The sequence below is a fragment of the Cohnella herbarum genome, from assembly GCF_012849095.1.
In the GTDB taxonomy this organism is placed as follows: domain Bacteria; phylum Bacillota; class Bacilli; order Paenibacillales; family Paenibacillaceae; genus Cohnella; species Cohnella herbarum.
This window is the reverse complement of record NZ_CP051680.1, coordinates 7,109,274-7,135,876: the sequence shown is the minus strand read 5'-3', so window position 1 is coordinate 7,135,876 and position 26,603 is coordinate 7,109,274. Positions and strand designations below refer to the sequence as shown.

Below are 26,603 nucleotides of genomic sequence, written 5' to 3'. Positions count from 1 at the left end.
GTAATTCTCGTGAATTTGGCTTTACGGCGAAGAATTACTCGATTATTTCGAGTAATTCTTGCGAGTTTGGCTCTACGGCGAAGAGTTACTCGATTTTTTCGAGTAATTCTTGCAAGTTTGGCGCTACAGCCAAAGACGAAAGAGATACTCGATTCCTAATCGAGCATCTCGTTTCAATCTCGCTGAATTTATTTATTCGCCGCTTGAGGAAGGATCAGCGATACTTGAGTACCCGAGCCTGGCACCGAGCGGATGCGCAGCTCTCCTCCGATCGCACGAGCCCGCTCCTCCATGCTGAACAGTCCGACGCCTTTCGTACCGCCGTCTCTTGAGAAGCCTTTGCCCCGATCCTCGATCTTGACCTCGACGTAGGCTCCGTAGTCTTTCACCGCAACCGAGGCTTCCTCCACGTCCGCATGTTTGCCGAGATTCATCAACGCCTCTTGAATGATCCGGTAAATGGTCGTTTCCTCTTGTATGCTTAACCTTCTCCGCAGATCGGACGTAAACTGGACCCGAATTCCGTAATGCTTGGAATACGTATCGAAATAAGTACGCAACGCCGGGATGACGCCGAGATCGTCGAGAACGGACGGCCTAAGCTCCCATGCCAGTCCTCTCACGTCCGCCATCAGATGGGCAACTTCCTCCCGCAGCGCTCCCAAGCGGTCATGTTCGCCGCTGGAGATGATCGTATCCATCGAAATCAGCAACGAAAACAAGCTTTGACCGATGCCGTCGTGCAGGTCGCGCGAAAACCTCCGCCGCTCTTCCTCCTGGATCTGCATCATTTGGGAAAGCAAGAGCTGCAGCTCTTCCTCGCCGTTTTTCCTGGCGGTAACTTCATGACGGATCGCCAAATATTGATAGGGCTTGCCCTTGTCGTTCAAGAACGGAACGATCGTCGTATCGACCCAATAGTAAGCGCCGTCCTTGTTGCGATTCTTAATTTCTCCGCGCCACACTTTTCCGGAGGAGATCGTACGCCATAATTCGGTCATGAAAGATTTGCTATGATGGCCTGAATTAATAATCCGATGATCTTGACCGATAAGCTCCGCTCTGGAATACCTGGAAATCTCGCAAAATCTGTCGTTCACGTATTGGATTTTCCCCATTCGGTCCGTGACGGCAACGATCGAAGCTTCGTCCAAGGCGTGTTTCAGATCGGACAGCTGCTTAACCGTCTGTTCCAGCGAACCGTCGAATTCCGAATCGTACCTGCCGTACTCATGCGTCAAAGTTCAACAGCCCCTTTTTCATCGCGAACCTGACCAAATCCGGTCTCGTTTTCAGATTGAGTTTGTCCATCAGATTGCTTTTGTGCGATTCAACGGTTTTGACGCTGATGACGAGTTGCTCCGCAATGTCCTTGTTCGTGTAACCTTGGGCTACCTTCGCCAATATTTCCTTCTCCCGATCCGATAACGATTCGAAGCTGCCCTGATCGTTGCCGTTCTTCAGCTTCTCCAAGTATTCTCCCATCAATCGTTTGGTCGCCATCGGGTGCAAATACGCGTTCCCCTCCGCAACGTGACGAATCGCGCTAATCATCTCTTCATGCGGCGAGCTCTTCAGAATATAACCGGAAGCTCCCTGATGAATCGCTCTAAACAAATATTCCTCGTCGTCGTGCATCGTCAGAATCAACACGGCCGTATTCGGAAGCCTCTTCTTCAACTCGGCAGTCGCGCTAAGGCCGTCTTTCCCATGAGGCATGCTCAGGTCCATGATCACGACATCGGGCAAGTATTGCATTGCTTTCGCGATGGCTTCCTCGCCTTCCGCCGCTTCTCCGACGACTTCCATGTCTTCCTTGGCGCCTAGCAACATCGCGAGCCCGGAACGAACGACGGCGTGATCGTCGACTAGCAATATTCGGATCATTGTCCCGCCTCCTTATACGACTACTATATCAAATCTTCCATACTGTCGGCTAATTCCGTTGCAACCCGATCGACCGTTTCGCGTTGATTTACTTCATATATACGAGGGCTCCTGTCACCGATCAACAAGATTCCTTTCATTTCTTTCCCTATCCAGACGGGAACGGCGTATGCGGACTCCAAGCGTTCCGTCAGCCAAATCGAATAGTTCGCATGTACGTTGGCCTTCCTGGAATCCATTTTATCCCACGTCATTCCACGGCCTACCTTAATGATTTCTCCTTCGATGCCTTGCCCGTGCCGAACCCGAATGTTCAAGTAACGATCGTTCAGATTGCCGGAAGCCCATTTCCATGAAATGCAGCGTTCTTTGCCGTCGATAACGGCAAGAGCGGAGAAGTCGCAACTCGTCTGCTCTCTCATTCCGCTCAAAATATCCCCTGCGCGCAATCTCATCCCCATCCCCCCGCTCTTCAAGCTTCCTCCTTCTATTTTATCGAGTAGACGCCCGGTTGTAAGTCAGGGAATCCCCTGAAAGAAACGCGGGAAAACACCTAACTTTACGTACGGGTGTGATTTTCCTCACAACAAAATAGGGGAATTCCCCTTATCGATTCAGAGTATTCCCCGATAACAATATTTACTTGCGCAGGGTACGATAGTATTAAGATTTCACAAGGGGGATGGCGGCAATGAGCATCAATTTTCCAGCTACGGCGACCAATCTGGAAGAGAGTACGAATCCGAGCGCGGGAAGCAAGGGGTTCGCGAGCTTCTGTACGCCTAGACAATTCCAACAACTCGAAAGCATAATGGTTCCCATGCGCGTTGCCTCGGGAGGATTCCTGTTCTGGGAAGGCGACGAAGCGGACAATTTGTATTATATTCGCAGCGGAAGAGTGAAGCTTCGCAAATCGACGGAAGAAGGCAAAGAAATCATTCTCACGATCTTGCAATCGGGGGATTTGATCTGCGAGAACGTTAGCGGTCTCTCGCTTCTTCAGTACGGTTTCACGGCGGAAGTGACGGACGCCGCGGAGATCGGCGTTATTTCACGGTATGCCCTGGAAGCGCTCATGCAGCATAACGGTGAGCTGGCGCTCAGTTTCATGCATTGGATGGCGTTATCCCATCGGGTAACCCAATCCAAATTCAGGGATCTGCTCCTCTTCGGCAAGCCGGGAGCATTGGCTTCGACGCTGATTCGCCTGAGCAATTCCTACGGGGTCATGGAAGCATACGGAATCCGGATCGATATGAAGCTTACGCACTCGGAGCTTGCGGACTTCATCGGCGCGACCCGCGAGAGCGTCAATCGCATGCTGAACGAGTTCAAAGAAAAGGGAATCCTTGATTTCCGTTACGGCAAAATCATCATACGCCAGTTGAAAGCACTGCAAGACATTTGCCAATGTCCGAGTTGCCCCGGTTGCTCGAAAGAGATTTGCCGCATCTAGGCTTCCGGTTGATTGCCGCTCCCTTTATTACCCTGGACGATACTTGGGTAAGATGATTAGACGACGATACAAAGCTAAAGGCAGCAAGCATGGGTCATCGGAATGAACCATGTATAAGCTCCAATCGTCTAATCGGGCAAGAAAGGGAGCTGATCATCATGTCCAGCATCGGAAAATATCGCTTTCTCCTCGTCGCGTCGTTGCTCGTCCTCTTACTCGTTGGATGCTCGAAGAGCGAAAGCGGGAACGGAATGAACTCTTCGACCGACGGAAATACGACCTCGCAAGCAACTACCGCCACCATTCCTACCGGTACATCCTCGTCCGGTATCGCACCGTCGCCTTCAGCAACGCAGACCGCATCTTCGCCTGCTTCGGAGGCGCCCCCGGCTACCGACCAAGCTTCTCTCGGCAAGGTGACTGCCTTGCGATTAGCCGACTTTCAGTCCGGTTGGGCCGGAGGCGAGGGCTGGATCGCGAGAACGGACAACGGCGGCAAAAGCTGGACGAAGCAATTAGAACATAAGTATATCGTTAATCAATTATTTGCTTTGAACCGGAATGAAGCATGGGCCGCACTCGACATTGGCGATTCGAAAGGATTGCAATTGCTGCACACGACAAACGGAGGAAAGAAATGGATAACGGACGGCAGCGTGCCTAATCATGATTTCCTCCATTTCGTAACTTCCAAGGAAGCTTTCAGCGGCAGTGCGCGTACGACGGACGGCGGGCAAACATGGACCACTCTCAAAGTTCCCGATTCCATAGCGGGGGATGCCTATTTCCATGATCGGAACAATGGCTGGGCGGTTACGCAGGGAACGAATAAATTCAACATCATGCGTACGACGGACGGCGGGAAAACTTGGCGGTCCGCGATGTCGCGAGCTACGGTATCCCCAGTGACCGGCGTCGTCATCCGATCGGCAGGCAATAATGACGCTTGGGTCGAACTAATCGGCGATTCCGGCATGTCCCAAACATCCTACTCCCTCTTCCATACCGCGGACGGAGGCCGCGCTTGGATTCCCGTCTTGGCCAATAACCAAGCCGGATCCGGACCGGCTCCCGGTTACGAGATGGATAAGCCGACGAAAGTTCCCCATAACAAGGGAGCCGGACCTGGCACTCTCTATGTCGTGAATTCCCAAACCGCCTTCATGGGCGGGAAATGCATGGCATGCGATCTCCCGAATACGATGGGTAAAACCTTGGACGGAGGAAAAACGTGGGTGAACCTTCCCGCCGAATTCGCGGGTTACGGAGAGCAATATATCGCGGCCGCGGATGCTAAGCATATTTGGTGGATCAATAGCGACAACACGGAATCCTCCATCATGTACACGTCTTCGGACGGCGGTCGGAACTGGAACAAAACGTATACATTCGCGAAACCGAAGTAAAGATCGGCAATGACTGCCTAGACAATAACAGCCCAGCCCGTTGAGCCGAGCCTTCACCAACGCTTTTTAAGCGGGGGTCGGAGGCTTTTTCCGATTGCATGACTCCCGTTTCTGTGACATACGTCACAACTTTTGTCATTTTAGTCATGAGATGAGTTCAGGCACAGCCATTTCGTTCGCACTTGTGTTAATCTGAAAGCATCCTAATGAAAAGAAGATGCCCATGATCCGAGTGCTGATAGTCGATGACCAAACCCTGCTGCGGGAAGGCTTGCAGACGATTATAAATTTGGAAGAGGATATGCAAGCCGTCGGCCTCGCTTCGAACGGTCTGGAAGCCGTCGAGATGGCCTCTAATCTTCGACCGAACCTCATTCTAATGGACATCAAGATGCCGCTTCTTAACGGAATAGACAGTATGAAACGCATCAAGGAAAATCATCCCGGCGTGCTCGTCCTCATGCTGACGACTTTCCTCGAGGACACCCTTATTGTTAGCGCTATGGCGAACGGAGCCGACGGCTTCCTCTTAAAGGACATGGCGGGGGAACATATCGTCCAAACGATTCGCGAAGCGATTAAAGGACATCTTATCCTGCCTGCGCCTATAGCAGCCAAGCTTACCGAACGGCTCGCTTATTGGAATCAAACGGAGCCTGGCCCGTTTCACGAGCATGCACTGGAGCAGCACGGCCTCTTCTTCAACGAGAAGGAAAGGGAGATCATTCTGCTCATGGTCCAAGATAAACCGAACAAACAAATCGCCTCCACCCTCTATATGAGCGAAGGAACGATCCGCAATTATATTAGCGTCATCTATAACAAGATCGGTACGAACGACCGTACCGCGGCGATTATCCGATTGAAGGAGTATATGATCCCATGAAACGCAGGTCGACTTCCTTATGGATTTGGATAATCGTATGCGCGATTGTTTTGGGGGCTTTCCTGCCTTCGCTCTTTATCAATAAAAAATTTATCGAACAATCGAGTTCGCCGCCTGCCCGTCTCGTTAACGACTGGGAAGTCCGTTTCGGGCAGCAACCCGGCCAAGGCGATAGCTGGCAAGCTCTCGGCGAAGAGGAACAGAATAAGCTAAGCCATTACAAAGGTTCTCTATGGGTTAAACGTACGTTACCCGAACTGCCTTGGAATAAGCCGTATTTATTCCTATCCGGAATGAACAGATTCGAAGTTTTCTTGGATGGGCAGTCCGTCTATCGTTTCAATATGGAACCCGGCCTTATCTGGAATCATTTCATCATGACCTGGCATCCGATACCGATCCAGCCGGAAGACGAGGGAAAGGAACTTTCCCTGCATATGGAATGGGACCGCATGCCTTTCATGATGAACAACTGGATTGTCGTCGGAGAGCCCGACTCCATCTTAACCCGCTTTTTGCAACAGGACTCTTCGCGTTACATTTATTCCGTCCTTTATATAACCGTCGGCATCGTAGGTCTGATTTTCTTCGCCAGACGAAGGGAAAAACTATACTTCTGGTTCTCTCTGCTCACGTTATCCTCGGGTTTCGGACTCCTTCTGATATGCAACTCTCTGCAATGGTTCTTCGATGTTCAAGCCTTGTATTACTGGAAAGATCTATTATTAACGCTGGGTGTATACGCGTTTACCGGATTATATGGCGAAGTGTTAGGCGCTTCTAGGCGACTCATCGTCCGAATCACTAAGCTTACCTTGCTCCTATACACGATAGCGTCTTTGTTCGCGGGAATTTGGAGCCCGACTTGGTATTGGAAAATGCTTAACGACGGTTTACCATGGTTAGCGATCGTCGCAATCGGCGTAGTGACCTATGCCTTGGCACGGTTTCCGAATAGCGCCCAACGGCAGTACGAAAGAAGATGGTTGCTTCGGGGTTACGTCATATTGGTCATTAGCGGATTGGGCCATATGATCTCAAATTACCTATACGCTCAATACAAACCTTTCAACGAGTTATGGCATTATTTCAATATCGTAATCGCGAACTTGCTCCCGAACGGCCTTCTTCTCTTCATGTCCTGCATGGTATTCGTCGTCATTCATAGAGTAGGCTACATCTATCAAGATTCGGAACGGAATGCCCGGGATCTGCAAACGAAGAACATCGAGCTCGAGCAGTTTTATCGGAATTTGGAGCAAATCGTAGAAACTCGCACGCAAGAGCTGGAAGAAGCGAACCGATCCTTAACGATCACGCTGCGGGAGAAAGCGGAAACGTTGGCCGAAGTGTCCGTATTAGAGGAAAGAAACCGGATCGCGCAAGACATGCATGACGTCGTAGGCCATACGCTGACGGCGGCAATCGTCCAATTGGAGGCGAGTAAGAAGCTCGCGGCCAAAGAAGGCAACCTTCCCTCCGAGAAGCTCGACACCGTTAGCGGACTTGTCCGTAAAGGCTTGGAGGATATTCGCAAAACCGTGCGGCTGCTGAAGTCCGATTCGCCCCCCGTCAAGCTGGAATTTGCGCTTCGAGAGCTAATACGCGAAACGATCGAGACGATGGAGGTTGCCATCGAAGCGGACATCGAACTTCCGTGCGAAATGGGGAAATTAACGGAGAAAGTCATCTATCACGCTTTGCAAGAAGGCTTAACGAACGGTATCCGCCATGCGGGCTGCAGTTGGTTCCGTTATTCGATTCGTCCTCGCGAAGACTTATTGGAGATCAAACTATGGAACGACGGCAAACCTTTCGGCTTCGCTAAACCGGGATTCGGCTTGACGACTATGATGGAACGGGTTCATCTCCTCGGCGGAACGGTTGCCGTCGGATCCTCCGAAGGGGCTGACGGCATTCCGATGGGATGCGAGCTTGCCATTACTTTTCCGTTACCTTTACTTCTACCGTCGTCGCCTCGGTCGACTTCGGCTTAATAGCACAAGAAGGCAGCGCAGGAATATTTCCCGCACTGCCTTCTTTCATATCCTCTTCATTCGCTGGATTGCCTATTTCAATCAGGAGTACTTCGGAAGCCAATCCCCATGGGCCTCGATCAGATCGTCGCACATGGAGACGATATCGTCTATCGAGAGCTCGGCGGCCGTATGCGGATCCAACATCGCCGCGTGATAGATATGTTCTTTCTTACCCGTGATAGCGGCTTCGATCGTTAACAATTGCGTATTGATATTCGTGCGGTTCAGCGCGGCTAACTGCGGCGGAAGATTGCCGATGTAAGTCGGGTTGACTCCGGAACGATCGACCAGGCACGGTACTTCGACGCAAGCTTCGCGAGGCAAGTTGGCGATTAAGCCGCCCGTGTTCATGACGTTGCCGCCGATCTTGAACGGGACGTCCGTCTCGATCGCTTCGAAAATGTAAGAAGCGTATTCGTGAGAGCGAACGTGCTCGAGGTTTGCATCGTTGACAAGCTCTTCGCGCATGTTTTTCCATCTGCTGATTTGCTCGATGCAGCGGCGCGGATACTCGTCGAGGGGAATGTTGAACCGTTCGATCAGCTCCGGATAGTTACGTTTGATGAAATACGGATGGTACTCGGCATTATGCTCCGAAGATTCCGTGATGTAGTAACCGAAATTCAGCATCATCTCGTACCGAACCATATCGTTATGCTTTTCTTTCTGCTTCTCCTTCGCGCGTCTCTTGATTTCCGGATACAGGTCCACTCCGTCTTTAGACACTTCCAGCAACCATGCCATATGGTTAATGCCCGCGATCTTCGACTTCACTCCCGTCTGATCCAGTCCTAGATGCTTGAACATTTCGGGAACGCAAGCCTGCACGCTGTGGCAGAGACCAACCGTGTTCACGCCGCCGTAAGTATTCATCACGTTGGTGAGAACGGCCATCGGATTCGTATAATTCAAGAACAAAGCATCCGGACATACTTCGCGAATGTCCGCCGCGAAATCGAGCATAACCGGAATCGTGCGCAAATTGCGGAATAGTCCGCCGATCCCGACCGTATCCGCGATCGTTTGTCTGTGGCCGTATTTTTTCGGAATTTCGAAATCCGTAATCGTACACGGATCGTATCCGCCTACTTGAATCGCGTTGACTACGAATTTAGATCCGCGAAGAGCTTCTTTGCGATCGGTGAAGGCATTGATCACGCAAGTGCTTCCGGATGTCTTTTTGATGTTATTAAGCATGTTCTCGGAATCTTTCAGTCTTACCGGGTCGATATCGAACAGCGCGATCTCGAAATCCTGCAACGCTGGCGTAAGCATGACGTCCCCGAGCACGTTTTTAGCGAATACCGTACTTCCTGCGCCGAGAAAAGTGATTTTGGACAAGATCAAAACCTCCGAATGAATAATGTGAACTGCTATTCTAAATGTAATGCAAGCGTCATCAAAAGAGTATGGAAGGTTCGCGCATCTATATGGACATTTGTCGTTTATTTGATAAAGTAGAAAGAAACAATTCAGACAGGTGACGCCTATGTCTTCCGAACACCATTCCTATTCGGTCAGCATGAATCCCTCTCCCGCGGAGGGTGAGCTTTCCGTCCTCTTCAGCGGAGAAGCCCAGCCGATGGGCTTGCATAAAATCGGACCGGCCATACACGACTATTACCTGGTTCACACGGTTCTGTCCGGTCGCGGGGAGTTCATCATTCGGGATACAAGCTATCCGTGCGTTGCGGGAGATACTTTCGTTATTTTCCCTGGGGAGCTATTCTCCTACCAAGCCGATGAACGCGAGCCGTGGAGTTATGTATGGGTCGGCTTCATCGGCCGCGGAGCCGACGACGTCATGTCGCAAGTGGGGGCTACGCCCCATCACCCGGTTATCCCGGGTAGTCTTAACCCGAACATCCGTAGCTATTATGACAAGCTTATCGGTTGTTACGATTCCGCTGCCCTTCCCGAACTAGCCAACCTCGAGGCCGGCGGATGGATTCGTCTCTTGCTGCAACAGTTCGGAGTCGCCCGCAAGAAGCTCGAGAAGAACCATCCCGAATCCACTGCGGCGATCGACCTGGTCATTAAGCAAGCGATCCAATATCTGACCTTGCAATATACCCAGCCGATATCGATCGAGCATCTGTCCGGGATGCTAGGCTACCATAGAACTCACCTTTGCAAGCTGTTCAAGCAATCGACCGGGTTGTCGCCTTCGCAATACTTGTTGAACATTCGCATGCAACGAGCCGAATCCTTGCTCGCATCTTCGATGACCATCGAACAGGTCGCTTCCTCCGTCGGCTTCGGCGATGCCCTCTACTTCTCGAAGAAATTCAGGAAGTGGCGGGGCCAATCCCCGACCGAATACAGAAAAGCGCTTCGGACTCCACCGAAGCGCTCTAAAGATCCCTATAGATTGAACTGACGTTGGTTACGTCGTTGGTTACGGATTATAAATCTGATCGAATATTCCTTTGTCCGCGAAATGCTTCTTCTGCGCCGCCGGCCATCCGCCGAAATCGCGAATCGTGACCAACTCGAGCTTAGGGAACTGCTTCTCGTATTCCTTAAGAACGGCAGGATCGTTCGGACGATAATAATGTTTCCCTACGAGTCTTTGCCCTTCCTTAGTGTACAAGAATCTCAGGTATTCGTTGGCCACTTCGGTCGTTCCGTTCTTGTTGGCGTTCTTGGTCACGACCGCAACCGACGGCTCTGCGAGTATGCTTAAGGAAGGCGTGATGATCTCGTAATCGAAGCCGAATTCCTTCTGAACCAAATGGGCTTCGTTCTCCCATGTCAACAGCACGTCGCCGATGCCGCGTTGCGCGAACGTCGTCGTGGAGCCCCTTGCCCCGGTATCCAGAACGGGTACGTTCTTGTACAGCTTCGTAACGAAATCTTTGGCCGCCGTTTCGCTGTTCTTGTTATGCTTCAGAGCATATGCCCATGCCGCTAAGTACGTCCAACGCGGCGCTCCGCCCGTCTTCGGATTCGGAGTGATGACCTGTACCCCCGATTTGACGATGTCGTCCCAATCCTTGATTTTCTTCGGGTTCCCCTTGCGTACGACGAATACGATCGTAGAAGTATACGGCGAGCTGTGGTAAGGAAGTTTATCTTCCCAACGCGCATCCAGCAATCCTTTGTTTTGAACTTCCGTGATGTCCAGCGACAGCGCCAACGTAACGACGTCTGCCTTAAGCCCGTCGACGACCGAACGCGCTTGTTTACCGGATCCGCCGTGAGACTGTTTGATTTCCACCGTTTGACCGGTTTTTTTCTTCCAGTAGGTCGCGAAAATTTTGTTGAATTCCTCGTATAGTTCCCTTGTCGGATCATAAGAGACGTTCAGAAGCGTCACTTTTTTCTTCTTGGACGCCGCCTCCGCTCTGTTATCGTCTCCCAAATTTGCCGTTCCGAAAATCAAGGCGATCGCAGTCAGTATTAAGACGGCGGCTTTCAAAGTTTTGAAGCTTTTCATTGGCCTTTCCTCCAAACTGGTAAGTTTTAGTTGGTCCTCCATCATCATAATACATACTATTCCTAGTTGTAAACTAGTATTTAAAGTAACGGGATTGGCTGGCATTATTCGACAATTCCCTTGACACGATTAGATTACAAATGTAATCTATAGTCGTAGACTACAAGTGTAATCTTTAATCCGGCATCACCGGTGAACATCGGATGCAATCGAACAGGAGGAATGAATATGCCTGAATCCCCCAACATTTCGGACGCGGAATGGGATATCATGCGAATCGTTTGGCAGGCGTCGCCCTTAACGGCCGCCGATATTATCGACCGCCTCAGCGACAGCAAGTCGTGGAAGCCGAAGACGGTGAAGACGCTCATCGGCAGACTCGTGCAGAAGGAAGTGCTTGGATTTCATAAGGATGGTCGGGAATACGCTTATTTCCCGCTGGTAAACGAAGACGAATGCGTGCAGGAAGCCAGCCGTTCGTTCCTCGACCGAATTTATGGGGGTTCGCTTAAGCCGATGATGGTGCATTTTCTGGAATCCGGCAAGCTCTCTTCCGAGGACATTAAGGAGTTGAAGGCGCTGCTCCAGGAGAAGGAGAAATAATCGATGGAGATTATGATCCGTTTATTCGAGCGCACGTTAATCAATTCCATGGAAGCCGCGGCAGTGGTAATCGCAATTCTGCTGCTCTCTTGGTTGTTTCGTAAAAAACTTTCCCCGGGTTGGCATTATGCCCTATGGATGTTGCTTCTCGTAAAATTATTGCTCCCGTTGCTTCCCGGCAACTTGGAGAGCCAGCTTCGCTGGATATCCCTTCCCGACTCGATCGAGGCTTCCGTCCATGACGACGGCAACGGAATCCGTAACTCTGATCCCGTTGCCGTACCGGCGGGAGTGACCGATATTCCTAGTAACTCAGCTACGGGCAGTACCGACGGAGGCACCGTTACCGAGCCTTCGGCTGCCGCTTGGCAATTGTCCGACGACGTTATTCGGATATCCGCGATCGTATGGCTATCCGGGGTCGCGCTAATATGGCTATTGCTATCCGTCGGACATCTGAGAACGTCTCTAGCCTTTCGTAAGGAAGCACGCATCCCCATCCCTCGCGAATTGGACGAACTGTTCACGAAAATTCGAGCTAGCAGCGGAATTCATTCCAGAGTAGGCCTTCGGCTCACCCGGCTTGTCTCCGCTCCGGCATTGTTCGGCATAAGATCACCCGTCGTGCTGATTCCTCGCGAAGTACTCGGGCATCTGACCGAGGCCGAGTGGGAATGCGTCATTCGCCATGAGCTGGCTCATTGCCAACGCAGGGATATCCCGATAAATCTGCTAGCCTATTTGCTAGCTTCCGTCCATTGGTTTAATCCGGCCGTCTGGTTCGGTCTGCAACGCATGCGGATCGACCAGGAAAACGCCTGCGATGCGACCGTCCTTAGCTCCTCCGAACTTAAAGAACCTTACGCCGCAAGCATCGTCAAATTACTGGAAATCGGCGCGTCGCAAAAAACCGTTACCGCCGGCGTCGGATTTTTCGGCAACAAAAAACAGATCAAGAGGAGGATTGTCATGATCCGCGATTACCAGCCTTCCAAGAAAAAGATCTCATTGATCGGATTATCTCTGCTTCTCGCGGCGGCTGTCCTAACGCTGCCGTCTGCATTCGCCGATAGCAAGCCCGCTCCATCGGAGCAAATCGAAGAAGCGGCACAGCCTTTAGCGGAGATTATCCCCGCCGCTAAGACTAGCGACGAGAGCGCCATCGAGTTCTCGCTCCAACTGCCTAAAGGCAGCAAGATTTCCTCGCCCTTCGGTTATCGTATCCATCCGGTGAGCGCGAAGAAATCCCTTCACGACGGCATCGATATCGCCGGCAAAAAAGGAACCGACATCGTCGCGGCGGCCGGGGGAAAAGTCGTCCTAGCCGAATCCGTGAGCGCTAAAGGGCTCACCGTAACGATCGAGCATAACAAAGTTTGGAGCACGGAGTATCGGCACTTGGACAAACTTTCGGTCAAAGAAGGCGACGAGGTCAAGGAAGGCGACTTGATCGGACTGATGGGAAGCACCGGGAATTCCACCGGACCTCATCTTCATTTCTCCGTCCTCAAGAACGGCGAGTACGTCGATCCTAATCCCGTGACAACGATCCGCGTTAACGAGAAATAATATTGTCCGGTTATAAACCAAAGGAGCTATCCCATTAAGTCGGGGATAGCTCCTTTGGTTTATAACAAAAAAAATGGTATTAGCACCGCCACACGCACCATTCTACCCCGCTTGAACGGGTTGCTTTTTCTCCGTACTAATCCATACCAAACCAGCCGCCATGAATAGCGCTCCGATGATCTGCCATGCGGTGATGCCTTCGTCGAAGAAAATAAGCCCGGCTACGACGGCTGCCGCCGGCACTACGTAACGGAAGAAATTCGCGCGAGCCGCGCCGATCTTGAACATGCTCGCATTCCATACGACGAACGCGAACACGGTGCAGATTAGCACGTTATAGACGATGGCCGTATAATGCCCGGTCTGCAATTCGCTCCAGTCGACTTTTCCCCAGCTTCCCGCCGTAAAAGGCAGCATGAACAAACTTCCGAACATAATAAACCAGGCACTGACGCGCAGCGAAGAATAACGCTTCATGAGCGGCATGCAAGCGAGATTAAACAAAGCTCCAACGATACTGATTCCGAACGCCAACAAATTTCCCGTCATATGGTCGGAAGAAAGATTCAAGCCTTCCGCCCCGCCGAGAATGATGAACGAAACGCCGACGATCGCCGCCGCCCCTCCTACTCCAAGACGCCGAGTAAACTTCTCCTTCACGAATAAGGGAGCGAACAAAGCCGCGAATATCGGCCATGGCGCAACGTTTAACAAGGAAGCGTTGGCGAGCGTCGTATATTTAATCGAGTACATAACCGCGATCTCCAACCCCGTCACGCCGATCAATCCGATCAAAGCCAATTGCAGAACGGCTTTCCACGGCAACCCGACGCTGCCTTCTTTAATAAGCAAGATCAGGAAGAAAAAAGGAACCGCCGGCCCGAAACGCAAAAAAGAAAACAAAATCGGGTCGAAAGTTTCCATCGCCGAACGCGATACTCCAAAATTCGCTCCCCAAATGATCGAAACCGCTATTAATCCGAGATAATAAATCCACTTTTTGTCTTTGTCCATGGTGCGCCGTCTACCTCATCCCTATGAATGTAACCTAGAACAGTGTGAATGAAATGACGAGCATAATCAATACAATATCGAAAAACGCTCAAGCGTAAACGGCTTACGATTCAAAAACCGAATCATTCAAAAGAAAGAGCCGCCCCTTATCGGACAGCCCCTTCCGTTGCGAAACTCGATCTATGAATAATAATGATAATGCCTATCTCTCAATCCAAGCTATAATCCGTCAAACCTAGAGGCAGCGAAGCGGGCTTCTCGCAAGTGCTCTTCATCACGTAATGAACGCCTTGCTCGGCCGCGTCGTGGAAACCGTGCATAGCTTCCAACACATGGTAAGCCATCTCTCCGTTCGCCCGATGTTTGCGCCCGGTTTGAATCGCCCTTGCCATATCGGCGGCGCCTACGCCTCGCGCGTTCTCGGCTTTGCCGTGCGTTAGCGGAATAGTAGACCATTCCTTGGAACCGGCGCGCCATACGCTAATCGGACCGCCGAAGCCGTTCGGATCGGGAACGATTAGCGTCCCTTCGCTGCCGTAGACTTCGATGCGCGGGAGCATCGAATTTCCCTTCACGTCGAAGCTTGTTAGGATCGTAGCGATCGGACCCGAGGCGAAATCCATGATTCCGGCGACGTGAGTCGGCGTCTCCACTTTGATCTTCTGACCGAATTTCGGTTGGCTCGTAATCGTTCGCTCCGGATAAGAGATGCGCGTCGATCCCGTCACGCGGGAGATGGGACCGAGCAATGCGATCAACGCAGTTAAGTAATATGGCCCCATATCGAACATAGGTCCGCCGCCCTTATGGTAATAAAACTCGGGCGCAGGATGCCAGTTCTCGTGACCGCCGCATACCATGAACGCCGTCGCTCCGATCGGAGTTCCGATCCATCCGTCCTCCACGAGCTTAACTGACGTTTGAATACCGCCGCCGAGGAACGTATCGGGCGCGCTTCCGACGAGAAGCCCTTTGCGTCGCGCCAGCTCCAGCACCTGCAAACCTTCTTCCCTGGTTACGGCCAGAGGCTTCTCCACGTAGACGTGTTTGCCGGCTTCGAGCGCCTGCAAGCAAACCGATGCGTGCGCTAACGGAATCGTCAGGTTAATGATCATCCGGATCCCGGGGTCGGCAAGCAGTTCCTCTACCGAACAGCCGCGGATCCCATGTTCCGCCGCCTTGGCAATCGCGCGCTCCACGTCCAAATCCGCGCAAGCGACGACTTCCATCGACTCGAATCTTTTTCCGTTTTGAAAATAAATGCCGCTAATATTTCCCGTACCGATAATGCCGACTTTAATTTTATCCATAGATGCCCCTCTTCCCCGAGTTAGAGTTGGTTATCGGCCATGCCTGTATATGCTTCTTGAGCTTGGACTGCGGGAGCAACGGCTTTGCCTTCCGCGCACCAATTAAAGCCTCGCCGCATTAATTCCTGAACGACGGGGATTTCCATGATATTCGCCTGATGACCGAGCGAATTGTAGTAAACGCGTCCGTGACCCCAGCGTTTCGTCCAAACGACAGGCATATCCACCGCTTTATTCGTCGAGTGAGGACCGGGCGCCACGGGAAAACGAGTCGTAGCCAGTACTTCATTTGCCGGATCGACATGCAAATAATACTGTTCCGTCGACACCTTGAAATCTTCTATTCCTTCGACTAACGGGCTTGAACCGCTCTTGATCTCTACCGTATATTCCGTTCCGTCGTTACCCGGATGCGAGATCCATTGCCCGCCGGTCATGAATTGCCAGTCCGTGTTCTCGCGAAATGCGTCGCACATCCCGCCGTGACAGCCCGCTAAGCCTACGCCGCTCTGCACGGCCGCGGAGACGTTGTTCACCCAATCCTGCTCGATCCGTCCCATCGTCCACACCGGCACGATCAAATCGAGTCCCTTCAGCTTCTCCCCGTCGGCGAAAGCTTCCAGCGTATCGGACACCTCGACTTCGAAGCCTTCCTTAACGAGCTGTCCGCGGAAGATCTCCGCGACTTCCTGAGGTTGATGGCCATTCCAACCGCCCCAGACGATCAATGCTTTTCTCATGAATCCATTCTCCATTCGGCTCAATCGCCGCTAGATTTTCGAATCTTAAGCTCGGTTTGTAATCTCTCGTTGATGACCGCCTCCGAACTCTCCTTATCCATGAGCCGGGTAAGCAATTTCTCCGCAGCCAGCCGTCCCATATCGTAGAATGGAACTTTGACCGTCGTAAGCGGCGGTTCCGTCACGCTTGCCGCGTCGGAATCGTCATAGGCGACAACTTTAAGATCCTCGGGCAACCGGCAGCCTTGCTCCCTTAATCCTTGCATGAGCCCGATTGCCATCCGATCGTTGCTAACGAAGATCGCATCCAACCGGCTCAGATCGCGATGAACCGGAATTGCGGCAAGTCTCCCGCTCGTCCGGCTGTAGTTGCCTTCGTATACGATCGATTCATCCAGTCGAATTCCCGCATCCCGCAATGCTCTGCCGTAACCGGTCATTCTATCGCGGCTATTCGAATATTGCGGAGAGCCGTTCAGAAAGCCGATTCGCTTAAACCCTTTGTCGAGCAAATGCCTCACCGCTTCGTAACTTCCCTGCTCGTGATCCGCGGCTACGATGCTGACTAACGGATTATCGAACCTCTGGTCCATGACGCAGAAGGGCAGTCCTTCATCCGCGAGTCTATTGATCCCTTCCTTCTCGGAATCGATTTCGCTAGCGCCTAGAACGATACAGGCATCGACCCGTTGCGTGCGGTATAAAGAAACGTAATCATACGCTACGGCCGGATCGCGAAACATCAACAACAGACCGTAACCTTTGGAACGGACGGCCTCGCCGATTCCGCTCAATAGCTCGGAGAAATAATAGGTCGAGAACAGATGAACTTTGGGCACATAAGGAAGCACGACCCCAAGATTCCCGCTCTTCCCCCGGGCAAAACTCGACGCGACGGCATTAAGCTCATAGTTAAGCCGTTTGGCTGCCTCCAGCACCCGATCCCGGGTCGATTCCTTCATCGGACCGATTCCGTTCAGCACGCGGGATACGGTCGCTTCGGAAACTCCCGCTAGCTTCGCTACCTCTTTGCGATTCGTCAAAAGGCTAACATCCTTCATCAATCCGTTTAATGTACGCGTGTACATTATGTCATGGGCAAGAGATGGAGTCAAGCGAAATTGCAATGAAATCGACCGCTCGGCGCTACAAACATAACCCGCTTCCGCAGTCTTTTGACGACGGTACACGTTATTGATTGCCTCGCGACGTCTTTCCCAAATCTCGAGGCGTACAAGAAGTGCATATTATACGCTTAGATTCCTCGAGACTCTTCAGCTTCAACATCCAAGTGTAAAATTTACATCTAGTTGGCGGTTCACAGACTTGATTTGAGCAATCCGTTTAATCTAGTTGCATGCTCTACATTTAGCTCATTAATCGAGTAGAACTCATCTCCATCTAAGTGACATTTTTACACTTAGTTGTTGGTGTTAGACGAGTGCGAATGCTATACTCTCTGATTAAATTACGAAAACCCGCGATATACGCGGGTTGGATTTCAATACATAGCGTTCGATACCTGATCTAGGCGTCGACTATTTGGGCGCTGACGTACGGTTCATGAATTAGGCCCGGCTCCCCAACGCAGGCTTAAGCTTGTCCGCTCTAAATTGCGTACGGTATAGCCAGAGCACGGCAACGATCATTAAGCACATGACGATGAAAATATTGCTGTACACGAAAGCCCCTTCATTGGTAACGAACGGATTGAGATGCAACGCTATCTGCTTATTATCGAGCAATTTACCGATAAGGCTCATGGAAATCGCGCCGGAAATGAAATTCATCATGGAAAACAACCCCATGCCCACTCCAATTTGTTCCTTAGCGAGCGTTCGGGAAATCGTATTCGACATGGCCACCTGCATGAACGTTTGGCCGATATTGCCTGCGATCAAGATGATTGCTATAACGTAAGGCGTTACGCCTACAAAGCTCGACAGCAAAGCGAAGCATAGAAGCATCAAGAACGAAGCCGTCGTCAGAACGAATCCGCTTCCGCGTTCGTCGGCCAGCTTTCCGCCTCTGCGTCCCAACATCGCCGAAGCGATGGCCGCCGGAAATAATACAAATCCGATGCTTCCCGGGGATAAATCGTTTAGATCCGCCAAAAACTGCGGAGTCATGAACGTAACCCCGAAATTCATCGACGTCGTAATAAAGGTAATGAGCAATCCTATGGAAAAGCCCTTATTGGCAAAGATGCCCGGATGAATGAACGGATTGGCCGCGGTCCGAATTCTGACAATAAACAAAGCAAACAGGATAGCGCCGACGAAAAATAACGGCCAGTTGCTTTGCGTGATCGCCAATAGAAACAACGAAACCGTTCCCGCCAGAAGAGCGCCGCCCCAGTAGTCGATATGCCCGGCTTCTCCTTTATCATCGCCCAAATATTTACGAAAGAAGGGGAGCGTGACTAAGGAGAAAAGGGAAAACAAGAACAACAGCCTCCAACTGCCGAAGTTCGAGATCAGCCCGGCGACGATCGGCCCCAATGCCCCGCCGAGAGCCAGGCCGACCGCCGAAGTACCGAGCGCCCTTCCCCGTTTCTCCGGCGCAAAGTAGCGAATGGGAATAATCATCGCGGTCGCCGGCATAACGGCAGCTCCTGCGGCTTGAAGAATACGTCCGGCAACGATCATCCAATATTCGGACGCGAGCATTCCGACAACGGAACCTATGGCGAAAAGGATGAGTCCGAACGTTAATAAGTCCTTCAGTCGGTATCTGTCCGCAAGCTTCCCGAATACGACCGATCCGATGGCATACACGACCATATAACTCGTCATGACCCAACTAACCTGCGAAGGAACGAGGTCGAACTCGCTCCCGATGGTCGGCAGGGCGACGTTAAACATCGTCCCGTTCATTACCGAGAAGATCAGCGCAAAGACGAGAACGCGCAGAAGTTTGTCCGCATTTTTTGCAGTTACATCAGTCATCATTGTGCATTCCTCCTAGTTGCTGCATTTCATGCAGAATTTGGTTGTGCTGCCGAGACCCCGTTAGTGGGAATGGTGACTTCCCTTGCTAGTCGGGATATAATGAATGAATCAAACGCGACCTATTATTAAGCAAAGGAGCAATCGCAAATGTCCAACCCTGACAATGTACCTTTACCGATCGATCTCATTCATATTTTGGTTAGGGCGACCCACTCTATCCAAAGGGATTTTAAGACGCAGATCTCGTCCCTTGACCTGCCATTCCAACTATCCGGCCCTCGCTTACGCATGTTATCTACGGTTGCCGAAGAGGGAGAAATCCGCATGAACGAATTGGCCGTCAAGTTGGGAATTAAGGCTCGAACCGTAACCGACTTTGTCGACGCGCTCGAGAACGACAAGCTTCTCGTCAGAATCCCGGATCCCAAGGACCGCAGGGCTACGCTCATTCAGCTCACGGAACTGGCGCAAGTCCATTTGAACGAAGCGCTGGAGAAACAAGCGATTATTGCCGAGCAATTAATCCATAATCTCGGGTCGGAGCAACGAAAGGAACTTCACGCGCTACTGATGCTGTTAATGAAAGAAAAGGATTATTCTTCCGACTGTATCGAAGATCTGAATTCATAATTCAAATATGCAGTAAAGCTAACGTTAGCGATAAGAGCGTTAATAGTAAGGGAGCACCGAACTGCTTAAACGAATCCCCCGCCCGCATATGGAACAGGACGGCTCCAAGCATCGTACATGCGATCCACAATGCGGCCAAAGAAAGCATCCCCGTATCCCAGAAGCCCGCAACCAATCCTACGACTCCCGCCAATTGCACGAATCCCGTAACTATTCGGAACCACTGCGGAATTTTTAAGTGGTTAAATACTTGTACTTGCATCGATGCGCCGGCAATTTTACTTGCGCCGCTGAATGAAAAAGCAAAGATTAAAAGACATTGTAAAATGACTGAGAGTATGGTCATTGTCTTCCCCCATTTTCTAAAGTTGCGGCCGGCATTAAAGACACCACCTCTTAATGAGATCATAACTTAATGCGGTATCACATAATGAGGATACACAGTATATTTCGAGAAGTCAACAATTGCGAAAAACAAGCTTTGACAGAAAGAGTCGAACTCTAATATGAAGATGTGGAAAACAATTAAAACAAATTGTTTTCCTTGTTTTCACAGTATTAAGGAGGGATCATATGAAGAACAGAATCCTGCAAGAGGCCACGAAGGAGATCTTGCACAGAGGCTTGAAATTTTCCGTCAGGGATCTCGCTTCACGTCTTGGAATAAGCACGAAAACGTTGTATCAGCACTTCCCTTCGAAGGAACGGATTATCGCCTCCATCGTCGAGCAAGCGGTCAACCAAATGAAAGATCGCGAGAAAGAACTCATGAACGATTCGTCTCTCCCCCTCAAACAAAAACTTTACGAAGCGCTGGTTATCATTCCGCAAGGCTTCGTCTTTAGCGATATTCGCGTCATGAAGGAGCTTCAGATGGCTTACCCCGATCAATGGGCAATCATGAACGATTACTTAACCAAGGGCTGGGATAACATTCGGTTGTTAATCCTGGAAGGCACGGAGAAAGGCGATATCCGCGACTTCGATGTCGAGACGTTCATTCGGGTGTATATCGGAGCCATGTACCAACTGATGGATCATAGCGTTGCCAGCCCCAGTGGACTTAGGATGGAAGACTCGCTTTCCCTCGTGGTCGACTTACTGTTGCGAGGCATTTATGCGGATCCTTCGGTTAAGGAGGGGTCCCGGTGAAAGCCTATTTATTCTTGACCGTAGCTATCGTCAGCGAGATTATCGGTACTTCCATGCTTAAAGCTTCTGACGGATTTACGAAGCTGTACCCAAGTATCGGAACGGTCGTCTGCTTCGTGCTGGCTTTCTATTCGTTATCGCTTAGCCTCCAACATATTCCGCTCGGCGTTGCTTACGCCATCTGGTCCGGAGTAGGAACGGCTTTGACCGCCGTCATCGGAATCGTGATATGGAAAGAAACGGCAAGTCTGACGACTGCCGTCGGGATCGTGCTCATCATTGCGGGCGTTATCGTTCTTAACCTCAAGGGTGCCGGAGCGCATTGATGCGTTTATTGAGTCGCGGCGGCTTGATCTCATCTATTTACGAACCAAGTATGGAGCGCCCAGCTTGTTGTCTACACTAAGAGAAAAACCGTTCTCTAAAGGCAGGGAGCTTATGAAAAGATGGCGCGCTTGGATCATTCTCGGTACGGTCACCTTATTGACGGGTTTCGTTCTGTTCCGGCAACTAGAAGGCAGCGGCACGATTTCATCCGCTTCCTATAAATCATCCGCGTTAACGGACGATCGGCAAACCCCCGAAAAACCGCAAATCGGTTACACGGCCCCCACCTTCTCCTTAACAGGCATGGACGGTAAAATCTACGATTTGAAGAAGCTCAGAGGCAAACCCGTCGTCCTTAACTTCTGGGCTTCCTGGTGCGGTCCATGCCGGGACGAAGCTCCGTCCTTCGTGAAGCTGAACAAGCAATTCGGAGATCGCTTGCAGATTATCGCCGTTAATCTGACCGCCACCGATAGCGTTCAATCGGCTCGCGAATTCGCTAAGAATAACGGGTTTACGTTCCCCGTCGTCTTCGATACCGATGGCAAAGTCGGGGCAAGCTACGAGATCCGTCCCATCCCGGCAACGTATTTCGTCGACCGCAACGGAATCATCAAGGACGGCGTGCTCGGATCGCTATCCTGGGACGACTTGGAAACCCGCTCCTTAGCGCTACTTAGATCGTCCGAACCGGAACGGTAAGGAACGGATAAGGAGCGATAACCAATGCCATCTTTAGGCGTTCAAAGCTTGCTCCGGCGACGAGATGACTTGATCGATGATTCCGTATTCCAGCGCTTCCTGCGCGGTCATGAAATAATCGCGGTCCATGTCTTTCTCCACCCTCTCGAGCGGTTGCCCGGTTCTCTCGGCGGTAATCCGATTCGTCTTATCCCGAATTTGCAGAATACGCTTAGCGCTGATCGCGATGTCGCTTGCTTGCCCTTGCGCTCCTCCGTGAGGCTGATGGATCATGATCTCGCTGTTGGGCAACGAGAACCTTTTCCCTTTGGCTCCGGCCAACAGCAGAATCGATCCGAACGATGCAGCCATTCCCATGCAAATCGTGTGCACCGGAGGCTTAATAAATTGCATCGTATCGTAGATGGCGAATCCGGCCGAGGTCGACCCCCCCGGAGAGTTGATATAGAGACTGATCTCCTTCTCCGGATCCTCCGCGGTCAAGAACAGCAGTTGGGCGATGATGCTGTTCGCGACTTGATCGTCGATCGCTGCCCCCAGAAATATGATGCGATCTTTCAGCAACCGAGAATAAATATCGTAGGATCTCTCTCCGCGATTTGTTTGCTCCACGACGTACGGGACGTAATTCGACATGCTGCATTCCTCCGATTCCTTTGATGTTGATTCGCTTGCTCCCGGTAAACGAACGGAGGACTTCGAAAGATACGGCCAACGCGCTATAATATAGATAACGAAAATCCGAAAAAGATTTGTCGTTCTCGCGTATCCTTTTACCCGTTTCATTCGTTTACTATCGCAAGGATCTATGACTTCGCCGCCCTACCGGACGGTTACCGTCAATTCAAGGTAAAGGAGCAATACGGATGACCTTGGCCGATAATGAAATACTCGCCGCGCTCGAACCGGGCAACGGAACCTTCGAACAATTGCGAACGACGTTGAACAGATATTGTCTTTCTCTCACGGAATGCCCATGGGATGCAGAGGATTTAGCGCAGGACACTTGGGTTAAAGCGCTTAGCTCGTTGAAATACTTTAACCATCATAATCCCGAAGCGCTATTGCTGCGAATCGCCAAGAACGCTTGGATCGACCGAACGAGAAGACAATCCGTACTCGTCCGAATCTTGAAGAGCGAACAGATCGCCGCCTCCTTGCCGGACAACGGATTTCTCGAGATCGAAATAGCGCTTCATGCCCTGATGGAGCATTTATCCCCTCTGCAGAGAACCGTTTTCTTGCTAAGGGAAGTGTTCGACTTTTCGATTGCCGAAACCGCCGCCAAACTTCAAACGACGGAAGGCGCGGTGAAAGCAGCTCTCCATCGCGCTCGAAAGTCGCTGGACGCGATTCGAGGGGACATGGAAGCAGGCACGATTCCTTTGCCGTCAGAGGAGCATGAACGGACATTTCTCCGGGCGCTTGCTTCCGCTTATCGCACGGGAGACGTTCCGACGCTCGTCGAACTTGCCATGCAAGTCTACGCGGAGCCCGTCATGGCAATCGGCGTCTTACAAACCCCGCTTTCACGTCAATCGCATGCCGTGCAGCCTATGGCCAACTCCCACTTCTACTCTCACTCCGCGACGCAGAGTTTCATGCGAATGGTTTCCTAAGCACGATCCAAGACTCTATCGAGATCCCTATCAAAGGGATCTTTTTTTATTCAATCTATGTTTTTCGTGAATAGGCCGAATCCCAAGCCTTCCAACCGTTATTTACAACTTTCGGATAATATCTAAGGGTACATCTTCATGATACTGTAAACAGGTATTAGCGATAAAATAGGGAGGAAACAAGGATGAAAAGGTCCAAAATCATCGTATTGCTTGTCGTAATCGCTTTATTCTATACAGCGGGCGTAGGTTATGCCGCGAGCAATCTTACCGAGATTAAAGCGTATTTGAACGGGGATATCAAATTTATCAAGAACGGCGTTAATTGGCGACCGACCGACGATAAAGGAAACGAAGTACTGCCGATCGTCTATAATGGAACGACCTACCTTCCGCTTCGGGTAATCGCGAACGGCTTCGATGTCCCGGTGTCCTATGACGGGGCAAACCGTACGGTACTTCTCGGCAGTTCTAACACGGCTCTGAATTTTTATTCCGAACGAGTTAAAGTCGAAAATAAAGCCCTCTTTCTATACGATGTTATCAATAAGCAGCAGCTTGTATTCGGCGGAAAGCAATATAACGGAGCTTATGCATTCACGGCGGATTACCTGGAGAGCGGATCTATTAAGATTGATTTTGGCGAGAAATTCAACACCTTGCACCTCGTTATCGTTGGAAAAGAGAATCTGAAGTTTAAAGTATACAACGGCAATAAACAGCAGCTGTCCGATGAAATAAGCCTTGTTAAAGGCGAGGTCAAGGAAATCGATATCGATCTGCAAGGAAGCCAGCATGCGTTGATCTACGGCTATGGCGCCGCTCAAAATCTAAAACTCGAAGAACTCCCGCTCATTTACGTTCTGAAGGACAGCTTCGCGACGAACGGCGAGACCCCGCCGGGGGGACTTGTAATGCCGGAAGATACAGGTACCGGAGTTCCCGATATCAAATAAACACATACGAAACCGTGTTAAAAAAGATGGCGTTCTCCCATTCGGCAACCGGCTGCTCGTAGCAGCCGGTTGCTTGTCGCTTCAAGGAATCTGCTCCTCGCTCTCCAGTACGAGCTGATGTTTCGAGAAATCGGGTACGTACGAATACCGGGTTGCGCCGTCTTGCCCTGCTGCTCTGCCGCCTTCCACGACAAGTTTACCGTCGGAGACGATCGGCAAGTTTACGGGCGACGTTATCGCATTCGGCAAGGTGCTCTCTCCGTTCAGGAACGTGAAATTCGACGCTTCCCCGGACTCCTTATCGACTCCGTACGCATAGAACTCCAAGCCGTGACAGTCCGTGTACCTGGGAATAAACAAGAAAATTTCTGCGTTCGGAAAATCAAGCTTCATGAACTCGATCGCGCCGTTCTCCCGTTGGATCATTTCCAGCCGGTTGAATTGCTGAACTAACTTCTCATCTCCCGATCTGTTAAGGAAGTAAAGCTCGTAGTCGCCGGCGAACTGAAGATCCGTTTCCTGACCGATGCAGCTTGGCGCCCCAAGAGCTTGGATGTTCTCATCTCCGCCTTGCCGGGGACGCAGTTGAAAGAGGCCATACGCGGATTCCCCCGTTGCCCGAATTCCTTCGTTAGGGGCTGGCATTTCCGCTTCGATCGGAGGAACCTCAGCGTCGGGCGATTCCATAACGGGAGGATCCGTTGGCGGTGCTTCCTCCACGCCAGGACCGATTTGCGTCGTATCGATATCGCCCCCCTCGTTCAGCGTTTTGTAAATAACGCGTTCGACGACGCGATCTTTCCAATAAATGACTAACTGTGCTTCAATATCGCCGTTATGCAAGCCCGCTAGATCGAAGCTGCCGTCTTGATCGGTGATCCCGTTAACGGGTGCCGCTTCATAACCGGCGCTCATGCCGTAGTCGTAACGCCATATATCTACCGCGCTCCAGGTCGACATGTCTCTCGGATCTTCTTTATGCTCCCGCGGGAAATCCCGCCGGACGGACTGACCGACGTACTCTTCGCCGAATGCTCGTTTAACCTCCTCTTCCGACAAACCGATCCTCAGATGATCAGATACGTATTGAACCGTCATAACCGGCTCATCGGCCGCTTGTCGATCGGATCCGTTAGGTTGGCTCAGCGCAGGAATGAGAATGAACGCCAGCGCGAGGATAGCTACGGCCGCAATCGTGACAGCCCAAGGATTCAACCGCCTTCGGGACTTTGTCGGCCCTCCTGCTCTAGCCCGCGATTCCACTTCCTTCTGCTTGTTCGAGTCGAATGCGTTTTCCCCGAAAGGACCTTTCCTCAATCTGGCATACCACTCCGGTTTATGATCGTCCATCGTTTTCCGCCTCCTCCAGGTACGTCCTCATTTTCGCGCGGGCTCTATGCAGCCTGGACTTGACGGTTCCGATCGATATTCGGAGCAATATTGCGATTTCCGCCAACGGCAACTCATATTGGGCGTCGAGGATGAGCACCTCCCGATATTTCGGCGCTAGCTTCAGAACAAGCAGCCATATGGAATCCGTATAAGCGCGATTCATGTATTGCTCCTCCGCCGAGGGAGAGCTCGGGGCCGGATAGAGGAAGCCGAGCAGCGTGACTTTGCGGATAAAGGCGGACTTCCTATAGTTATAGGCCGTGTTTCTCGTAATCGATAATAACCACGTTCGCACGGACGACTGCCCGCGGAACGAGGAAATGTGCAGAAACGCCTGCAAAAACACTTCCTGGGCGATATCGTCGGAAACGTGGTGGTTTTTGGTCAATAGGAACGCATAATTCCATACGTCTTGCCCGTGCTCCCGCATCAGATCGCGCAATGACGCGGACTGCATGTTGGATACGTATTTCAAATAATCTTGCGCCATCGTGCTCACCTCGATAATTAGACAACGCAGCGAGC

General features: G+C 51.3%; 27 protein-coding genes. 13 read left to right on the top strand and 14 right to left on the bottom strand.

All coding sequences use genetic code 11. The features are described 5' to 3' along the window. Positions 1 to 188: 188 nt before the first annotated feature. From HH215_RS30015 to HH215_RS30005, 3 genes are read right to left on the bottom strand one after another with little or no spacing between them, the layout of a single operon-like run. Complete coding sequence (locus HH215_RS30015) at positions 189 to 1,241, bottom strand: sensor histidine kinase (RefSeq protein ID WP_169283241.1); 1,053 nt, start codon at positions 1,239 to 1,241, stop codon at positions 189 to 191. After that, positions 1,231 to 1,887, bottom strand: coding sequence for a response regulator (locus HH215_RS30010; protein ID WP_169283240.1), 657 nt, complete (start codon positions 1,885 to 1,887; stop codon positions 1,231 to 1,233). Before HH215_RS30010 ends, HH215_RS30015 begins: the two co-directional genes overlap by 11 nt. Before the next feature lie 23 nt (positions 1,888 to 1,910). Continuing rightward, positions 1,911 to 2,342, bottom strand: coding sequence for a GAF domain-containing protein (locus HH215_RS30005; protein WP_169283239.1), 432 nt, complete (start codon positions 2,340 to 2,342; stop codon positions 1,911 to 1,913). Positions 2,343 to 2,578: 236 nt separating this feature from the next. On the opposite strand from HH215_RS30005, the gene HH215_RS30000 reads away from it, so the two are divergent. The 4 genes from HH215_RS30000 to HH215_RS29985 all read left to right on the top strand — a co-directional run bounded on the left by HH215_RS30000 (position 2,579) and on the right by HH215_RS29985 (position 7,632). After that, a complete protein-coding gene (locus HH215_RS30000) occupies positions 2,579 to 3,343 on the top strand; it encodes a Crp/Fnr family transcriptional regulator (protein WP_169283238.1) in 765 nt (254 codons plus the stop codon). A 158-nt stretch (positions 3,344 to 3,501) separates the two neighbouring features. Further along, complete coding sequence (locus HH215_RS29995; RefSeq protein ID WP_169283237.1) at positions 3,502 to 4,749, top strand: beta propeller repeat protein; 1,248 nt, start codon at positions 3,502 to 3,504, stop codon at positions 4,747 to 4,749. Positions 4,750 to 4,972: 223 nt separating this feature from the next. Beyond that, positions 4,973 to 5,635, top strand: a complete 663-nt coding sequence (locus tag HH215_RS29990; RefSeq protein ID WP_254450269.1) for a response regulator — start codon at positions 4,973 to 4,975, stop codon at positions 5,633 to 5,635. After that, positions 5,632 to 7,632 (top strand): sensor histidine kinase, encoded by a 2,001-nt coding sequence (locus HH215_RS29985; protein WP_169283235.1) that lies wholly within the window; start codon positions 5,632 to 5,634, stop codon positions 7,630 to 7,632. The genes HH215_RS29990 and HH215_RS29985 overlap by 4 nt, the downstream gene beginning before the upstream one ends. 81 nt (positions 7,633 to 7,713) lie before the next feature. Here HH215_RS29985 and HH215_RS29980 read toward each other — a convergent pair whose 3' ends face one another. After that, positions 7,714 to 9,015 (bottom strand): alpha-glucosidase/alpha-galactosidase, encoded by a 1,302-nt coding sequence (locus HH215_RS29980; protein WP_169283234.1) that lies wholly within the window; start codon positions 9,013 to 9,015, stop codon positions 7,714 to 7,716. A 148-nt stretch (positions 9,016 to 9,163) separates the two neighbouring features. On the opposite strand from HH215_RS29980, the gene HH215_RS29975 reads away from it, so the two are divergent. Beyond that, positions 9,164 to 10,054, top strand: a complete 891-nt coding sequence (locus HH215_RS29975) for a helix-turn-helix transcriptional regulator (protein WP_169283233.1) — start codon at positions 9,164 to 9,166, stop codon at positions 10,052 to 10,054. 18 nt (positions 10,055 to 10,072) lie between these two features. Here the strand turns inward: HH215_RS29975 and HH215_RS29970 are convergent, their stop codons facing one another. Continuing rightward, positions 10,073 to 11,113, bottom strand: coding sequence for a sulfate ABC transporter substrate-binding protein (locus tag HH215_RS29970; protein WP_169283232.1), 1,041 nt, complete (start codon positions 11,111 to 11,113; stop codon positions 10,073 to 10,075). Between the two features lie 228 nt (positions 11,114 to 11,341). Between HH215_RS29970 and HH215_RS29965 the strand changes: the two genes are divergently transcribed. Beyond that, a complete protein-coding gene (locus HH215_RS29965; RefSeq protein WP_169283231.1) occupies positions 11,342 to 11,716 on the top strand; it encodes a BlaI/MecI/CopY family transcriptional regulator in 375 nt (124 codons plus the stop codon). A gap of 3 nt (positions 11,717 to 11,719) precedes the next feature. After that, positions 11,720 to 13,285 (top strand): M23/M56 family metallopeptidase, encoded by a 1,566-nt coding sequence (locus HH215_RS29960; protein WP_169283230.1) that lies wholly within the window; start codon positions 11,720 to 11,722, stop codon positions 13,283 to 13,285. Positions 13,286 to 13,387: 102 nt separating this feature from the next. Here HH215_RS29960 and HH215_RS29955 read toward each other — a convergent pair whose 3' ends face one another. From HH215_RS29955 to HH215_RS29935, 5 genes are all read right to left on the bottom strand, one after another. Continuing rightward, positions 13,388 to 14,299: a DMT family transporter gene (locus HH215_RS29955; protein WP_169283229.1), complete on the bottom strand. Its 912-nt coding sequence runs from the start codon at positions 14,297 to 14,299 to the stop codon at positions 13,388 to 13,390. 209 nt (positions 14,300 to 14,508) lie between these two features. After that, positions 14,509 to 15,609, bottom strand: a complete 1,101-nt coding sequence (locus HH215_RS29950; RefSeq protein ID WP_169283228.1) for a Gfo/Idh/MocA family protein — start codon at positions 15,607 to 15,609, stop codon at positions 14,509 to 14,511. 20 nt (positions 15,610 to 15,629) lie between these two features. Beyond that, on the bottom strand, positions 15,630 to 16,349 hold the full coding sequence (locus HH215_RS29945) for a ThuA domain-containing protein (protein ID WP_169283227.1): 720 nt from the start codon (positions 16,347 to 16,349) through the stop codon (positions 15,630 to 15,632). 20 nt (positions 16,350 to 16,369) lie between these two features. Continuing rightward, a complete protein-coding gene (locus HH215_RS29940) occupies positions 16,370 to 17,392 on the bottom strand; it encodes a LacI family DNA-binding transcriptional regulator (RefSeq protein WP_169283226.1) in 1,023 nt (340 codons plus the stop codon). A gap of 525 nt (positions 17,393 to 17,917) precedes the next feature. Beyond that, positions 17,918 to 19,297, bottom strand: a complete 1,380-nt coding sequence (locus tag HH215_RS29935; RefSeq protein ID WP_169284647.1) for an MFS transporter — start codon at positions 19,295 to 19,297, stop codon at positions 17,918 to 17,920. Positions 19,298 to 19,447: 150 nt separating this feature from the next. Here HH215_RS29935 and HH215_RS29930 point away from each other — a divergent pair, with 150 nt between their 5' ends. Then, the gene (locus HH215_RS29930) at positions 19,448 to 19,930 is read left to right on the top strand and encodes a MarR family winged helix-turn-helix transcriptional regulator (RefSeq protein WP_169283225.1); all 483 of its coding nucleotides are present in this window, start codon (positions 19,448 to 19,450) and stop codon (positions 19,928 to 19,930) included. 1 nt (position 19,931) lies between these two features. Here HH215_RS29930 and HH215_RS29925 read toward each other — a convergent pair whose 3' ends face one another. Further along, positions 19,932 to 20,276 (bottom strand): DoxX family protein, encoded by a 345-nt coding sequence (locus HH215_RS29925; RefSeq protein ID WP_169283224.1) that lies wholly within the window; start codon positions 20,274 to 20,276, stop codon positions 19,932 to 19,934. 227 nt (positions 20,277 to 20,503) lie between these two features. Here HH215_RS29925 and HH215_RS29920 point away from each other — a divergent pair, with 227 nt between their 5' ends. From HH215_RS29920 to HH215_RS29910, 3 genes are all read left to right on the top strand, one after another. Then, entirely contained in the window at positions 20,504 to 21,082 is a 579-nt protein-coding gene (locus tag HH215_RS29920) for a TetR/AcrR family transcriptional regulator (RefSeq protein WP_169283223.1), read from the top strand. Beyond that, positions 21,079 to 21,408 (top strand): DMT family transporter, encoded by a 330-nt coding sequence (locus HH215_RS29915; RefSeq protein ID WP_169283222.1) that lies wholly within the window; start codon positions 21,079 to 21,081, stop codon positions 21,406 to 21,408. Before HH215_RS29920 ends, HH215_RS29915 begins: the two co-directional genes overlap by 4 nt. 112 nt (positions 21,409 to 21,520) lie before the next feature. Beyond that, positions 21,521 to 22,111, top strand: a complete 591-nt coding sequence (locus HH215_RS29910) for a TlpA family protein disulfide reductase (protein ID WP_169283221.1) — start codon at positions 21,521 to 21,523, stop codon at positions 22,109 to 22,111. Between the two features lie 33 nt (positions 22,112 to 22,144). Here the strand turns inward: HH215_RS29910 and clpP are convergent, their stop codons facing one another. Beyond that, positions 22,145 to 22,897, bottom strand: a complete 753-nt coding sequence (clpP, locus tag HH215_RS29905) for an ATP-dependent Clp endopeptidase proteolytic subunit ClpP (protein ID WP_256376647.1) — start codon at positions 22,895 to 22,897, stop codon at positions 22,145 to 22,147. An 80-nt stretch (positions 22,898 to 22,977) separates the two neighbouring features. Here clpP and HH215_RS29900 point away from each other — a divergent pair, with 80 nt between their 5' ends. Beyond that, positions 22,978 to 23,730, top strand: a complete 753-nt coding sequence (locus tag HH215_RS29900; protein ID WP_169283219.1) for an RNA polymerase sigma factor — start codon at positions 22,978 to 22,980, stop codon at positions 23,728 to 23,730. Between the two features lie 185 nt (positions 23,731 to 23,915). After that, the gene (locus tag HH215_RS29895) at positions 23,916 to 24,686 is read left to right on the top strand and encodes a stalk domain-containing protein (RefSeq protein WP_169283218.1); all 771 of its coding nucleotides are present in this window, start codon (positions 23,916 to 23,918) and stop codon (positions 24,684 to 24,686) included. Positions 24,687 to 24,767: 81 nt separating this feature from the next. Here the strand turns inward: HH215_RS29895 and HH215_RS29890 are convergent, their stop codons facing one another. After that, the gene (locus HH215_RS29890) at positions 24,768 to 26,036 is read right to left on the bottom strand and encodes a hypothetical protein (RefSeq protein WP_169283217.1); all 1,269 of its coding nucleotides are present in this window, start codon (positions 26,034 to 26,036) and stop codon (positions 24,768 to 24,770) included. Continuing rightward, positions 26,023 to 26,568 (bottom strand): RNA polymerase sigma factor, encoded by a 546-nt coding sequence (locus tag HH215_RS29885; protein ID WP_169283216.1) that lies wholly within the window; start codon positions 26,566 to 26,568, stop codon positions 26,023 to 26,025. Before HH215_RS29885 ends, HH215_RS29890 begins: the two co-directional genes overlap by 14 nt. Between the last annotated feature and the right edge of the window lie 35 nt (positions 26,569 to 26,603).

Bases quoted from the DNA above. Each gene is read 5' to 3' on its own strand.
- HH215_RS29935 (WP_169284647.1), bottom strand. From the start codon at position 19,297: ATGACTGATGTAACTGCAAAAAATGCGGACAAACTTCTGCGCGTTCTC.
- HH215_RS29885 (WP_169283216.1), bottom strand. From the start codon at position 26,568: ATGGCGCAAGATTATTTGAAATACGTATCCAACATGCAGTCCGCGTCA.
- HH215_RS29995 (WP_169283237.1), top strand. From the start codon at position 3,502: ATGTCCAGCATCGGAAAATATCGCTTTCTCCTCGTCGCGTCGTTGCTC.
- HH215_RS29890 (WP_169283217.1), bottom strand. From the start codon at position 26,036: ATGGACGATCATAAACCGGAGTGGTATGCCAGATTGAGGAAAGGTCCT.
- HH215_RS29965 (WP_169283231.1), top strand. From the start codon at position 11,342: ATGCCTGAATCCCCCAACATTTCGGACGCGGAATGGGATATCATGCGA.
- HH215_RS30000 (WP_169283238.1), top strand. From the start codon at position 2,579: ATGAGCATCAATTTTCCAGCTACGGCGACCAATCTGGAAGAGAGTACG.
- HH215_RS29990 (WP_254450269.1), top strand. From the start codon at position 4,973: ATGATCCGAGTGCTGATAGTCGATGACCAAACCCTGCTGCGGGAAGGC.
- HH215_RS29930 (WP_169283225.1), top strand. From the start codon at position 19,448: ATGTCCAACCCTGACAATGTACCTTTACCGATCGATCTCATTCATATT.
- clpP (WP_256376647.1), bottom strand. From the start codon at position 22,897: ATGAAACGGGTAAAAGGATACGCGAGAACGACAAATCTTTTTCGGATT.
- HH215_RS29985 (WP_169283235.1), top strand. From the start codon at position 5,632: ATGAAACGCAGGTCGACTTCCTTATGGATTTGGATAATCGTATGCGCG.
- HH215_RS29925 (WP_169283224.1), bottom strand. From the start codon at position 20,276: ATGACCATACTCTCAGTCATTTTACAATGTCTTTTAATCTTTGCTTTT.
- HH215_RS30010 (WP_169283240.1), bottom strand. From the start codon at position 1,887: ATGATCCGAATATTGCTAGTCGACGATCACGCCGTCGTTCGTTCCGGG.
- HH215_RS29945 (WP_169283227.1), bottom strand. From the start codon at position 16,349: ATGAGAAAAGCATTGATCGTCTGGGGCGGTTGGAATGGCCATCAACCT.
- HH215_RS29975 (WP_169283233.1), top strand. From the start codon at position 9,164: ATGTCTTCCGAACACCATTCCTATTCGGTCAGCATGAATCCCTCTCCC.
- HH215_RS29910 (WP_169283221.1), top strand. From the start codon at position 21,521: ATGAAAAGATGGCGCGCTTGGATCATTCTCGGTACGGTCACCTTATTG.
- HH215_RS29920 (WP_169283223.1), top strand. From the start codon at position 20,504: ATGAAGAACAGAATCCTGCAAGAGGCCACGAAGGAGATCTTGCACAGA.
- HH215_RS29950 (WP_169283228.1), bottom strand. From the start codon at position 15,609: ATGGATAAAATTAAAGTCGGCATTATCGGTACGGGAAATATTAGCGGC.
- HH215_RS29900 (WP_169283219.1), top strand. From the start codon at position 22,978: ATGACCTTGGCCGATAATGAAATACTCGCCGCGCTCGAACCGGGCAAC.
- HH215_RS29970 (WP_169283232.1), bottom strand. From the start codon at position 11,113: ATGAAAAGCTTCAAAACTTTGAAAGCCGCCGTCTTAATACTGACTGCG.
- HH215_RS29895 (WP_169283218.1), top strand. From the start codon at position 23,916: ATGAAAAGGTCCAAAATCATCGTATTGCTTGTCGTAATCGCTTTATTC.
- HH215_RS29960 (WP_169283230.1), top strand. From the start codon at position 11,720: ATGGAGATTATGATCCGTTTATTCGAGCGCACGTTAATCAATTCCATG.
- HH215_RS30005 (WP_169283239.1), bottom strand. From the start codon at position 2,342: ATGAGATTGCGCGCAGGGGATATTTTGAGCGGAATGAGAGAGCAGACG.
- HH215_RS29955 (WP_169283229.1), bottom strand. From the start codon at position 14,299: ATGGACAAAGACAAAAAGTGGATTTATTATCTCGGATTAATAGCGGTT.